At 74.3% G+C, this 14,003-nt stretch carries 3 protein-coding genes; 2 read left to right on the plus strand and 1 reads right to left on the minus strand.

The window, feature by feature from the left end:
- Positions 1-37: 37 nt before the first annotated feature.
- Positions 38-262: an MbtH family protein gene (locus ACFPP6_RS23645; protein WP_382045748.1), complete on the minus strand. Its 225-nt coding sequence runs from the start codon at positions 260-262 to the stop codon at positions 38-40.
- Between the two features lie 391 nt (positions 263-653).
- Here ACFPP6_RS23645 and ACFPP6_RS23650 point away from each other — a divergent pair, with 391 nt between their 5' ends.
- Together ACFPP6_RS23650 and ACFPP6_RS23655 are read left to right on the plus strand one after the other, a co-directional pair.
- A complete protein-coding gene (locus ACFPP6_RS23650) occupies positions 654-12,008 on the plus strand; it encodes an amino acid adenylation domain-containing protein (RefSeq protein ID WP_382045751.1) in 11,355 nt (3,784 codons plus the stop codon).
- Complete coding sequence (locus tag ACFPP6_RS23655) at positions 12,005-13,981, plus strand: class I adenylate-forming enzyme family protein (protein WP_382045753.1); 1,977 nt, start codon at positions 12,005-12,007, stop codon at positions 13,979-13,981. The genes ACFPP6_RS23650 and ACFPP6_RS23655 overlap by 4 nt, the downstream gene beginning before the upstream one ends.
- The last annotated feature ends 22 nt before the right edge of the window (positions 13,982-14,003 follow it).

The raw sequence follows: 14,003 nt of genomic DNA on the forward strand, positions 1-14,003 counted from the left end.
GCGAGGCCGGGTCCCCCCCGGCCCCACCGGGCGCGTGTCAGGATGCGCCGGGGCCCTCCATGGCCTGGACGAGGCTCTTGGGGCGCATGTCGGTCCAGTGGGTGTCGACGTACTCGAGTGCCGCCTCGCGACCGGTCTCCTCGAGGACGGTCCGCCAGCCCGCCGGGACGTCGGCGAATGAGGGCCACAGCGAATGCTGTCCCTCGTCGTTGACCAGAACCAGGTATGTGGCGTCGGGGTCCTCGAAGGGATTGCTGCTCATCCGGTCACTCCCTCTCAGCGAATACTGCCGGCCCTGCTGAACCGGCACCGCAGGCGGCGCGGGAACCGGACCGACCGGCCCGCCCCGTCTACGCGATACGTCTCACCGAAGCGCTGCACGTTCCCACGCCCCGGCCCACGGTGTCCACCTTCCTTCCCGCCCCGTGGTGGTCGTTCGACGTATGACGTCCCCTGTGGCGGCGGGTGCGGTGCTCTCTCCTCCGCACGTCCCGGGAGGGCTTCAAGTAAACGTGACATAGCCCATATTGCCGCGTCTTTACTCGCCCATTGCCTGCTGTGTTTCGATGGAGCGGGCCACTTGATCAACCGCGCACATCCGAACGGCAGTCGCCGGCGTCACGTCGGCAAGACCGATAGGGATGCTCATACTCATGCCCGAAGGCTGTCCTGAATTACCCCTGTCCGAGGCTCAACTCGGCGTCTGGCTGGCGGAGCGTGCCGGGCGCAGCCGTCCCGGCGCCTACCAATGGGCCGAATACCTCGTTCTGGACGGCGATGTCGACGTCGGCCTCCTGGCCGCCGCGGTCACCAGGGCGGCTGCCGACTGCGAGGGGGTCAACGTCCGCATCGTCGAAGCGACGGGTTCCTCGCCGGTGCAACGGCTCCTCCGGGATCCGGAACACACCGTGGAAGTGGTCGACCTCAGGGGAGAGCCCGCCCCGGACGCCGCCGCACTGGAGTGGATGCGGGCCGAGATGGCCAAGGCCGGGGGCAGCGACGCCGGGCCGTTGTTCCTGGGGGCCGTGCTGCGGGTGACCGACGACCGCTCAATGGTGTACCACCGGGTTCACCACATCGCCCTGGACGGGGCGGGCATGGCCCTGTTCGCCGAACGCGTCGCCGAGGTCTACAGCTCTCTGCACGACGGGCGCGCCGTTCCGGAGAGCGGCTGGGCCGGGCTCCGTTCGCTGGTGCACGCCGAGGCCGCCTACCGGGAGGCCGCCGAACGCGCCGCGGACCGGGACTGGTGGCTGGAGCGACTGGCAGGGCGGCCGGACTTCCTGAGCCTCGGCACCCACGCGGCCGCAGCCACGACCCGCTCGCTGCGGCTGACCAGGGTGCTGCCGGCGGAGGAGTTCGCCGGTTTGCGGGACGGCGCGCAACGACTGGGGCACCGCTGGACCCGGTTGCTCACCGCGGCGACCGCTGTCCACCTGCACGCGGTGACCGGCAGCCGTGACGTCGTCCTGAGCCTGCCGGTCGCCGGCCGTCCGGCCGCACTCGCCCGGACCGTGCCCGCGATGTCGGCCAACGTCCTCCCCCTGCGGTTGCACGTCGATCCGGCGGCCCCCCTCGGCGCCCTCCTCGACCAGGTCGCCGGCGAGCTGCGGCTGGTGCGCCGCCACCAGCGGTACCGGGGCGAGCACCTGCGGCGCGAGCTGGGCTACCCCGAGGACGGCCGGAAGTTCTTCGGCCCGGTGCTCAACATCCAGCGGTTCGACCGGCCGTTGCGGTTCGGCCCGACGACGGCGACCGCCCACAACCTGCAGGCGCCGCCGTCCGAGGACCTCTCGATCGTCGCCTACGACCGTGGCGACGGCGTGCTGCGCCTCGACTTCGACGCCAATCCCGGCAACCACGACGAGGAGTTGCTGCAGGACGTCGCCGACCGCTTCCTGCACGTGCTGCGGCAGGTGGCGGTGGCCGGCCGGGAGACCCCACCGGCGCGGGTGGCGGCGTCCACGGCCCGGGAGCGCCGGCACACCGCCGCTCTGGGCACGGGCCAGCGCACGTCGGCCGCGCCCGCCGGCACGGCCGCCGGCTGCTTCGCCGCACAGGCGTCCCGTACGCCCGACGCGGTCGCGGTCCGCTCGGCCGGGACGGGGGAGCGGCTGACCTACCGCGAGCTGGACGCGCGGAGTTCGGCGCTGGCCGCCGCGATCACCGCCGCCGGCGCGGGCCCGGAGCGGACCGTCGCGCTGCTGCTGGAGCGATCGGTGGACCTGGTCGTCGCGGCGCTCGCGGTGGTGAAGGCGGGCGCGGCCTATGTTCCCCTGCAACGGGACGACGCGCTCTCCCGGCAGGAAGCGGTGCTGTCCGACGCGGGAGCACGGGTGCTGCTCACCGACCGGACCACCGAAGGGGACCGCATCGTCGCGTCGGCACGTGACCGTGGCGTGCGGCAACTGGACGTACGGGCACGGGAAACCGCGGCCGGGGAGCCCCCGGCGACGCCGGACGCACTGGCGTGCGTGATGTTCACCTCCGGCTCCACCGGGCGTCCCAAGGGGGTCGCCGTCACGCAGGGCAACCTGGCCGCGCTCGCCGCCGACCGGTGGTGGTCCGAGGGCGGCGCGGACCGGGTGCTGCTGCACTCGCCGCACGCCTTCGACGCGTTCAACCTGGAACTGTGGGTGCCGTTGCTGACCGGTGGTGAGGTGGTCGTCGCCCCGCCGGGGAGGCTGGACCCGGCCGCACTGTCCCGGATCACGGCCGCCACCGGGATCACCGGACTGTGGCTGACCGCCGGGCTGTTCAACGCCTTCGCCACCGAGGACCCCGGCTGTCTGGGCGGGCTGCGCCAGGTCTGGACGGGCGGTGACGTGGTGTCCCCGGCGGCGGTGCGTGCCGTGCGGTCCGCGCTGCCGGAGCTCACCGTCGTCAACGGTTACGGGCCCACCGAGACCACGGTGTTCGGGACCAGGTTCGCCGTCGAGGAGCTGGCGGAGGACGCCGGCGCGGTGCCCATCGGCACGCCGCTGGACGGCAAGCGGGTGCTGCTGCTCGACGACGCGCTGCGGCCGGTACCGCCCGGCGTGGTGGGCGAGGTGTACCTCGGGGGCGCGGGGGTCGCGCGCGGCTACCTCGGGCGGGCGGCCGCGACCGCCGAGCGTTTCGTGGCGGACCCGTCGGGGCCGCCCGGCGCCCGCGTCTACCGCACGGGCGATCTGGCCCGCTGGAACCGCGACGGGCGGCTGGAGTTCGCCGGGCGGGCCGACCGGCAGATCAAGCTCCGCGGCTACCGGATCGAACCGGGGGAGATCGACGCCGCGTTCCTGGCCGAGCCCGGGGTGCGGCAGGCCGCGACGATCCTGCGCGAGGACCGGCCGGGGGTGCGGCGGCTGGTCTCCTACGTGGCCGCGTCCGGTGACACGACGCGGCTGCTCGGCAGCGTGGCGGACCGGCTGCCCCCGTACATGGTGCCGTCGGCCGTGGTGGCGGTGGACCGGCTGCCGCTGACCCGCAACGGCAAGCTGGACCGGCGCGCGCTGCCCGCTCCGGAGTCCGGGAGCACGGACGTGCCCAGGGCGCCCCGCACGGCTGCCGAGCAGCGGCTGGCAGAGCTGTTCGGCGAGGTCCTCGGCCTGGAGAGCGTTCCGCTCGACAAGGACTTCTTCCAGCTCGGCGGCGACAGCATCAAGGCGATCCAGCTCGCCGGTGCGGCGCAGCGGGCCGGTCTGGCCGTCAGCACCCCGGACGTGTTCCGCACGCCCACCGTCTCCGCGCTCGCCGACGGCATCGCAGCGGTGCCGGAACCGGGGCACCGGATCGCGCTGGGCGACGCGGACGATCCCACGGTCCCGCTCACGCCCGTCATGCACTGGCTGCGCGAACGCGGCGGCCCGGTCGACGGCTTCGTCCAGTCCCTGACCGTACGCACTCCGGCGGGCATGACCGAAGAGCAAGTGCGCGCGGTGGTGCAGGCGCTGGTCGACCACCACGGGATGCTGCGGCTGTCGCTGAAGGCAGTGGACGGGCTGTGGAGCCTGGAAGTGCTGCCGCACACCACCGTCGAGCTGAACCGGCCGGGCACCATGCCCGACCCGGGGAACGGCCAAGTGGTCCGCGCGAGCTGGCAGGACCCCGGACCGGCGGAACCGGGCGAACTGACCCTCACCGTGCACCACCTCGCCGTCGACGGCGTCTCCTGGCGCATCCTCCAGGAAGACCTCCGCGCCACGTGGGAGGCCGTCCGGCACGGGCGCACACCGCGGCTGCAGCCGACGGGGACCTCCTTCCCCCAGTGGGCGAAGGCACTGGTCCAGTACGCGCACCACCCGTCCGTCCTCGGGGATTTCTCCCGGTGGCAGGCGATACCCGAGGATCCCCCCGTCGCCGGCCGTGCGCTGGACGGTGCGGTGGACACCGAGGACACCCGGCGCCGGCACTCCGTCACCCTGCCGGGCGCGCTCACCGCGCGTCTGGTGAGCGACGCGACCGCGGCCTTCGACTGCTCGGTGCACGAACTGCTGCTGACCGCGTTCGCACTGGCCGCCGCCGACTGGCGGGAGGGACCGGACGCACTGCTGGTGGACCTCGAAGGCCACGGTCGCGAGGAATTCGCCGCCAACCTGGACCTGTCCCGCACGGTCGGCTGGTTCACCACCCTGTGCCCCGTGGTGCTCGATCCCGGCTGCTCCTGGGCGGACACCCGCACCGATCCGGCCGCGCTGGACGGCGCGGTGGCCATGGTGCGGTCCTGCGTACGGGACGCCGCGCGCGCCGGCCTGACCTACGGACTGCTGCGCCACCTCAACCCGCAGACCGCTCCGGCGCTGGCCGCCCGGCCGGCGCCGCAGTTCGCGTTCAACTACCTGGGCCGGTTCGACGTCGGCGGTGCCGGCGACTGGGCGGTGCCGGCCGGCCCCTCGGTGCTCGGCCCGGCCACCGGCGGCAAGCTGGCGCTGGGCCACACCGTGGAACTCGACACGGTGATCACCGACCGGCCGGACGGCCCCCGGCTCGTGGCGCACTGGTCCTGGCCGGGCGAACTGCTCACCGAGGAGCGGATCTCCGGGCTCGCGCGCCGCTGGTTCGACGTGCTCGAAGCGCTGGCGCGGCGGGGCCGCGCCCGGGCGACGGGCGAGCTGCCCCTGCCGCCGCTGGCGCAGGGACTGCTGTTCCACTCGCTCTACGACCACGACGGCACCGACCCGTACCTCGTCCAGTTCGTCTTCGAGCTGGGCGGAGCGCTGGACCCCGCCGCGCTGCGCGACGCCCTCCACCGCCTGCTGCTGCGCCATCCCCAGCTCTCCGCGGGCGTGCGGCACGGTCCGTCGGGGCGTCCGGTCCAGGTGGTCGTCCCGGACTTCGCCGTGGAATGGCAGGAGATACCCGCGCACGAGGACCTGGAGCGTTTCCTCGACGCCGACCGCAGGAGACGGTTCGACCTCGCCAGCCCCCCGCTGGTCCGCGCGGCCCTGCTGCACCACGCCGACGCGCGGCACACCTTCGTCCTGACCACGCACCACCTCCTCCTGGACGGATGGTCCATGCCGATCCTGATCGAGGAGCTGTTCTCGCTCTACGCCGGCCACGCGCTCCCGCCCGCGACGCCGTACCGCGACTTCCTCGACTGGCTGTCGACGAGGGACTCCCGCGCGGACGAGGCCGCCTGGCGCGCGCTGCTGTCCTCCGTGGACGGTCCGACGCTCGTCGGCACCGCGGGGCGGCGCGGTTCGGCCGCGGCCCGCCACCGGCTGACAGCGGAGCTGGACGACGCCACGAGCGCACGGATCGACGCCGTGGCACGCCAGTACGGGCTGACCGCCAACGTCGTCGTCCAGCTGGCGTGGGCCGTCCTGCTCGGCGCCATGACCGGCCGCGACGATGTGGTGTTCGGCGCGACGGTCTCGGGCAGACCGGCGGAACTGCCCGGTGCGGAACGCATCATCGGCCTCCTGATCAACACCGTGCCGGTGCGGGTCCGCCTCGATCCGCGCCGCTCGGTCGCCGAGAGCCTCGCCGGGCTGCGCGCCCAGCAACTGTCCACGCTGGAGCACCAGCACGCCGACCTGACGCGGCTGCAGTCGATCGCCGGGCACGCCGAACTCTTCGACACCGTCGTGGTCTTCGAGAACTACCCGATCGACGAGGGCGCCCTGCGCGATCTCGTGCCCGGCCTCGACATCCGGGACGTCCAGGGCCGGGACGGCACGCACTACCCCCTGACGCTGATCGCCATGCCGGGCCGCGGCCGCCTGCGGCTCCGCCTCGACCACAGCGCCGACCTGCTCGACGAGGAGGGGGCCCGCCGCCTGCTCGACCGCCTCGGCGCGCTGCTCCACCGGATCACCGCGCATCCGGAGGCGCGGCTGGGGCAGCTCGGTCTGCTGCTCCCGGACGAGCAGGAGGAGCCGGCGGACACCGGCGTGCGGACGACCCCGGTAGCCCTGCCCGCGCTGTTCGAGGAGCAGGTGCGCCGCCGGCCGGCGGCCCCCGCCCTCACCTGCGGGGACGCCACCTTGTCGTACGGGGAGCTCAACGCGCGGGCGAACCGTCTCGCGCGGCTCCTCGTCGCGCGCGGGGCCGGGCCGGAACGCCTGGTGGCCCTGGTGCTCGGACGTTCGACGGACCTCGTGGTCGCGGTGCTGGCCGTGCTGAAGTCGGGAGCCGGGTATCTGCCCCTGGACCCGGCCCTCCCGCAGGAGCGGCTGCGGCAGGTGCTGGCCGACGCCGCCCCCGTGCTCGTGGTGACCTCCGAGCCGCTCGCGGTGCCGGACGCGCAGATCGTCCTCGACGCCACCGACCCGGCCGCCCGCTACCCGTCGGACGACCTCGGCCGGGCCGTGGCCCCCCACGGCGTCGCCTACGCGATCTACACCTCGGGCTCCACCGGAACGCCCAAGGGCGTCGTGGTGTCGCACCACAACGTCGGGCGGCTGCTCGCGGTGACCGACGCCCGGTTCGGCTTCGGTGACGACGACGTGCACACGCTGTTCCACTCCTACGCCTTCGACGTCTCGGTGTGGGAGATGTGGACGGCGCTCGGCCGCGGCGGCCGCCTGGTGGTGGTGCCGGACGACGTCGCCAAGTCGCCGCGGGAACTCCTGGCGCTGCTCGCCCGGGAACAGGTCACCGCGCTGAGCCAGACCCCGTCGGCGTTCTACCAGCTCATGCAGGCCGAAGCGGAAGCGGAGCCGGGCGCGCTGCCCGCCCTGCGGGTCGTCACGTTCGCCGGTGAGGCGCTGGAACCCACGCGCATCCGCTCCTGGCACGGCCCCGGTCGGCCGAGGCTCGTCAACATGTACGGGATCACCGAGACCACCGTGCACGCGACCTACGCCGAGCTGACCGACCCCGGCGAGACCGCCGGCGTCATCGGCACCGCGCTGCCCGACCTGCGCCTGCACCTGCTGGACCACGCGCTGCGGCCGGTCCCGCCCGGCTGCCCCGGTGAGATCTACGTGGCCGGTCCCGGGGTGGCGCGAGGCTACCTGGGACGCCCCGGGCTGACCGCGAGCCGTTTCGTCGCCGACCCCTTCGGCGCGCCCGGTGCCCGCATGTACCGCTCCGGGGACCTTGCGCGGCGCCGGGCCGACGGCACGCTGGAGTACCTGGGCCGGACGGACCACCAGGTCAAGATCCGCGGCTACCGGATCGAGCCCGGGGAGGTCGAGCGCGTCCTCGAACAGCACCCCGCCGTGGACCGCGCCGTGGTGCTCGCGGACGCGGACGCCGACGGCGGCCGGCTGCTCTGCTACGCCGTGACGAAGGGGGAGCCGGCACCCGGCGAGCTGCGCGAGTACGCCCGGACGGTCCTGCCCGCGCACATGGTGCCCGCGTTCATCCTGCCGGTCGACGAGATCCCGCTGACCGGCAACGGCAAGCTGGACCGCAGGGCCCTGCCGCGACCGGAGTCCGCGGTGCGGGCGAGCCGCCCGCCGGCGACCGACCGGGAACGGCTCCTGTGCGCGCTGTTCGCCGAGACGCTGGGGGTCCCCGAGGTCGGCGCGGAGGACAGCTTCTTCGATCTGGGCGGGCATTCGCTGCTGGCCACCCGCCTGATCAACCGGGTGCGGGCGGAGACCGGCTCCGAGCTGAGCATCCGTACCCTGTTCGACGCCCCGGTCGTCGCCGACCTGGCGAAGCGCCTTCCGGAGCCGGCCGGCACCCCGCGTGCCGCCTTCGCCACGGCCGCGCGGCCGGAGCGGATCCCGCTCTCGCCCGCGCAGCGCCGGCTGTGGTTCTTCAGCCGTTTCGCCGGCCCCAACTCGGTCTACAACATGTCCTTCGCGACCCGGCTGAGCGGCCCCCTGGCACCCAGTCACCTGCGCGCGGCCCTCGGCGACGTGCTCGTCCGCCACGAGAGCCTGCGCACCACCATCGCCGAGACCGGCGGCGAGCCGCACCAGCGCATCGGCGGTGCGCAGGAGCTGCCGTTCGAGGTGGTGACCACGTCGGAGGCCGAGCTGCCCGGCCTGCTCGCCGAAGCGGCGGCGCACGTCTTCGACCTCGGCAGCGAACTCCCGGTCCGGGCCGTGCTCTTCGAGACCGCACCCGAGCGGTACGTGCTGCTGATCCTCCTGCACCACATCGCCGCCGACGGCTGGTCACTGGCTCCGCTGGCCCGCGACCTGTCGACCGCGTACCGGGCACGCGCCGCGGGCGGGGCCCCGCAGTGGACCGGCCGCCCCGTGCAGTACGCGGACTACGCCCTCCGGCAGCACGGCACCGACCTCAGTGCCGGGACCGCCTACTGGAAGGAGAGGCTGCGCGGAGCCCCGGAGGCGCTCGCGCTGCCCTTCGACCACGCAAGGCCCCAGGTGTCCGCGCACCGCGGGGAGACCGTCGGCTTCGCCCTGGACGCCGGCCTGCACGCGCGGCTGGAGCGGCTCGCACGGTCCACCGGCTGCAGCTTGTTCATGGTGATGCACGCTGCGATCGCCGCGCTGCTGTCACGGCTCGGCGCCGGTGCGGACATCCCCATCGGCACACCGGTGGCCGGACGGCACGACGAGGCGCTGCACGAGACCGTCGGCTGCTTCGTCAACACGGTGGTGCTGCGCACCGACCTCGGCGGAACACCGACGTTCGCCGAACTGCTGCAGCGGGTCCGGGCCACCGATCTCGACGCCTTCGCCCATCAGGAAGTGCCGTTCGAGGCGGTGGTCGAGGCGGTCAACCCGCCGCGCTCGCTGTCCGCCCACCCCGTCTTCCAGGTGATGCTGGCCTTCCAGGACACGCCGCCCCCCGTGTTCGACCTGCCGGGGCTGCGCGCCGAGCCGTTCGCCGCGCCCGGCGGCGCCTCCCGCATGGACCTGCTGTGGAGCCTGCGCCCGCGCCACGGCGACCACGGTGCGGCGGCCGGTGTCGAAGGCGAGCTGGAGTACGACACCGAACTGTTCGCCCCCGCCTCCGCCCGTCTGCTGCTCGCACGGCTGGAACGGCTGCTGCGGGCGGCGGTGGCGGAGCCGGACCGCCCGGTCGCCGACCTTCCGGTCCTCGTCGCCGGCGAGCGGGAGCAGATGATCTTCCGCTGGAACGCCACCGCCCACGAGGTGCCCGAAACCACCGTGGCCGGGCTGTTCGCGGCACAGGTGCTCCGTGCTCCCGACGCACCGGCCGTACGGCACGGGGAGAGCGTGTGCACCTACCGGGAGCTGTCCGAGCGGGTGCCCCTGATCGCGGCGGAGCTGAGCGCCCGCGGAGCCGGCCCGGGCAGCCTGATCGCACTGGAGCTGAGGCGTGACCTTGACCTGCCCGCCGCGCTGCTCGCGGTCCAGTCGGTGGGTGCCGCCTGGCTGCCCGTCGACCCCGCGCTGCCGCCGCGGCGGAAGGCGGCGCTGCTGGCGGACGCCCGCCCCTTGCTGGTGGTGTGCAACGCGGTGTGCAACGCGGTGGACGACGACGATGGGTTCGACGGCGGGCTCACCGTCAGCACCGGTGCCCGGGAACCGGCGGTCGTGCCGCGGAACACGGCGTACGTGACGTACACCTCCGGCTCCACCGGGCGGCCGAAGGGCGTCGTCGTGCCCCACAGCGCGCTGACGAACCTCGTGCTCGCGCTGCGCGAGCAGCTGGCGGTCGGTGCGGCCGACCGGGTCCTGGCCGCCGCGCCCGCGGGCTTCGACATGTCCCAGCCCGAGCTGTGGCTGCCCCTGGTCACCGGCGCCACGATGGTGCTCGCCGGCCAGGGCGCGCTGCGCGAGCCCGGCGAACTGTCCGCGCTGCTCGACCGGCACGGGGTCACCGTGATGCAGGCGACCCCGTCGCTGTGGCAGGCCCTCGTGGCCCGGGGGCCGGAGCGGCTGCGCCACGTCCGCGCGGTCATCGGCGGCGAAGCCGTACCCGCGGAACCGGCCGCGGCGCTGTCCGGCCGCACGGCGTCGCTGCTGGCCTGTTACGGCCCGACGGAGACGACCGTCTGGTCGACCACCCACCCGGTCGGCCGCGCGGCGGGCGCCACGGTGCCGCTCGGGCGTCCCCTGTGGAACACCCGGTGCTACGTCCTCGACGCCCGGCTGCAGCCGGTGCCCCCGGGCGTGGCCGGCGAGCTCTACCTGGCCGGCGCCGGTGTCGCGACGGGATACCTGCACCGGCCGGGGCTGACCGCGACCCGGTTCGTCCCGGACCCCTTCGGACCGGAGGGCCACCGGATGTACCGCACCGGCGATCTCGCGTCGTGGACCTCCGACGGCGTCCTGCGCTTCCACGGACGGACCGACGATCAGGTCAAGATCCGCGGCCACCGCGTCGAACTCGGCGAGATCGAGGCCGTGCTCGCCCGCCACGAGGACGTCGACGCGGCCGCGGTGGCCGTACACGACCGGAAGGCCGACGACCGCCGCCTGGTCGGCTACGTCGTCCCCGCCGGCGCCGACCTGCGCTCCGTGCGCGCGCACCTGGCCGCGCACCTGCCGGACTACATGCTGCCCGCCCGTCTCGTCGGGCTGGACGAACTCCCCCTCAGCCCCAACGGGAAGCTGCTGCGCGACCGGCTGCCCGAACCGGACTGGGCCCCCGCGGGAGACCCGGCGCCTCCGGAGAACCTCGACGAGCACTTCATGTGCGGACTCTTCGCCGACGTGCTGGACCTGCCCCGGGTCGGTCCCGGCGACAACTTCTTCGAACTGGGCGGGCACTCGCTCCTGGCGGCGCGGCTGACCGACCGGGTACGGACCGTGCTCGGGCTGGAACCGACGATCCGGAACGTCTTCGAGGCGGCCACCCCCGCCGCGTTGACCCGTCTCCTGAACCGGGCGTCGCCGGAGAAGGCGCCCGCGCACCTCGTGCCGTTCCGCACGGGCGGCCCGGCGGCGCCGGTGTTCTGCGCGCCCCCGCTCAGCGGGATCAGCTGGCTGTACGCGGGGCTGCTGCGGCACATCGACCGGGACCACCCGGTGTACGGCATCCAGGCCGAGGGACCCGGCGGGGTGGGCGACCTGCCCGGCAGCGTCGAAGCGATGGCCGAGCGCTACGTGGACCTGATGCGTTCGGTCCGCCCCCGCGGCCCGTACCACCTCGTCGGCTGGTCCTTCGGCGGGCTGGTGGCCCACGCGATGGCGGTCCGGCTGCACGAGCTCGGCGAGCCGGCCGGCGCGCTGTGCCTGGTGGACACGGCCGCCGACGCCGCGGCCGCACCGGAAGAGCCCATCAACGACCAGCGCATCCACCGGGTGCTGCTGACGGCCGCGGGCCTGGACGACGAACGCTGGGCCACGACGGGCCTGGACTTCGCGACCGTCTCGGCACTGCTGCGCCGGGAGGGAAGCGTGTTCGCCCGGTTCACCGAGGACGACATCCGCCGTGTCATCGCGGTGTCGCGTCACCACGACAAGCTCGCGCGGGCCCACCGGCTCCCGCACTACCCCGGCGACGCCACCTACATCGAAGCGACGGGGGACGGGCCGCGCCCCGTCCCGAACCACGAACTGTGGCGGCCCCACATCGGTGGCGACCTGACCGTCGGGTACGTCACCGCGCGCCACTACCGGGCGATGCAGCCGCAGCACGTGCACGAAGTCGGGATCCAGCTCCGCGATCTGCTGAGGAGGCAGCGTTGACCCGCACCGATTCCGGCGCCCCCACTGATTCCTGCGCCCGTACCCATTCCGGTGCCCTCGCCGGGCTGCCCGCGGGCGCGCGGGTGGTGATCCGGCTGCCCAGCGGCCGCGAACTGGCGGACGTGCTGCTCGCCTGCTTCGACCTGCGCCTCGTCGCGGTCCCCCTGCACCCCCGCACCACCGACCGGGCCGTCACGGGCATCGCCGAGCGCGTCTCCGCGGCGGCCCTGGTGGACGTCCGCGGGCTGCACCGCACCGGCCTGCCGGAGGTCCGCACGGGCCTGGCCACGGCCCCGGCCCCGGCCCCGGACGACCTGGCCTTCATCATGTTCACCTCGGGCTCCACCGGCCCGCAGAAAGGGGTCATGCTCGGCCGGCGAGCCGTCCTGGGCAACGCCGCCAAGACCGCGGCACTGCACGGACTGACACCGCAGCGCCCCCACGGGACCTGCCTCCCGCTGTATCACTGCAACGCGCTGGTCATGTCGCTGCTCGGCACGCACCTCACCGGCACGCCGCTGACCCTGCAGGCCGCCTTCGACCCGGCCGGCTTCGACCCGGCCGGGTACTTCGCGGCGCTGGACGCCGGCGGGGTCCGGACCGCCTCGATCGTGCCCGCCCTGCTGGCGGACCTGCTGGAGGCCGGCCCCGACTGGCCGGACGGCCTGGAGTACCTGATCACCGCGGCCGCCCCGCTGACCAGCGATCTCGCCCGCCGGTTCCACCGCCGCTACGGCCCGCGCCTGCGGCAGGGCTACGGCTTGACCGAGGCGGTCAACTTCAGCTTCACCATGCCCCGGCTCGACGACGCCGGGTTCCGCGACCAGTACCTGGAGCACACGCCCCCGGTCGGGGCACCGCTGCCGGAGACCGAACTGCGGCTGGAGTCCGGTGAAGTGTGGATCAGAACGCCGGACCTGATGGCCGGCTACTGGCAGGACGGGCCGGCCACGGCGGCCGCGATCACCGACGACGGCTGGCTGCGCACCGGCGACCTGGGCGAACTGCGGGACGGCCTGCTGGTCCTCCGGGGCCGCGCGGGGGAGCGGATCAACCGGGCCGGGGAGAAGTACTACCCGCTCGACATCGAGCACCGCTGGCGCGAGGCCGGTCTGTCCGGCCGGTTCGCGGCCGTCGCGGTGGACGAACCCACGCTCGGCCAGGACATCGGTCTGGTCGCCACGGACCAGCCGGTCTCCGCCGTGCGCGAACTGTACGAACGGGCGCCGCTGCGGCCGTCGGCGATCCAGTTCGGCGGGTTCCTGGCGACCTCCACCGGCAAGCCCCGGCGCACGGCGATGGGCCGGGGCCTTGCCGTGCGCCGCCTGGCTCCCGCACGGTACGAACGGCTGCTGCACCACGCCGCGGCCACCGCGCACGACCTGCTGCGCACAGGGGCCGAGCGTCCCGGCCTGCGCGCGCTGGCCGCCTGGGCCTCTCCCGGGGACCGCCCCCCACGGGCGGACGGCGAAGTCGTCTTCGGCGCCCTCGACTTCATGCGGGAGCACTGGCACGACGAGGGCGACGAGGACGACGCGGAGCTGTCCCGGGCCAAGGCCCGCTGGCACAGGACACTCCTCACCGAGTGGCCCCTGGCGGCGCACGCGGAACTGGCCGCGGACGTGGCGGCCCGCCACGGATACGAGGGACCACCCGTGCCGCTGGGCACCGAAGCCCGCTTCGGGGACGGCTCGCTGCTCGTACTCCCGCACGGGCCCGCGGCCGGCGGCCCGGTGTGGCCGCTGGGCCCGCTGCTGTCCTTCCTGGACGGTTCCACCGGGGTATACGCAGACGGCGGCGGGACGGACCGCTGGACGTGGCTGACCCGGCTGCGCGAGCGGGGGTTCCCGGCCACGGGCTGCTCGGTGCTGCGCGCCGGGCGGCACGACCTGGGCGGCGTGCTGTGGGCACGACAGCCGGATTCCGGACCGCTGGATTCCGGACCGAACGAGCGCGCTGGAGCGACGGGATGACACACCGCACCGGAACAGACAG

This window comes from Streptomyces aureoversilis, assembly GCF_042657885.1.
GTDB classification, from domain to species: Bacteria; Actinomycetota; Actinomycetes; order Streptomycetales; family Streptomycetaceae; genus Streptomyces; species Streptomyces aureoversilis.

Coding starts and splice junctions, on each gene's coding strand:
- ACFPP6_RS23645 (WP_382045748.1), bottom strand. CDS start 262: ATGAGCAGCAATCCCTTCGAGGACCCCGACGCCACATACCTGGTTCTG.
- ACFPP6_RS23650 (WP_382045751.1), top strand. CDS start 654: ATGCCCGAAGGCTGTCCTGAATTACCCCTGTCCGAGGCTCAACTCGGC.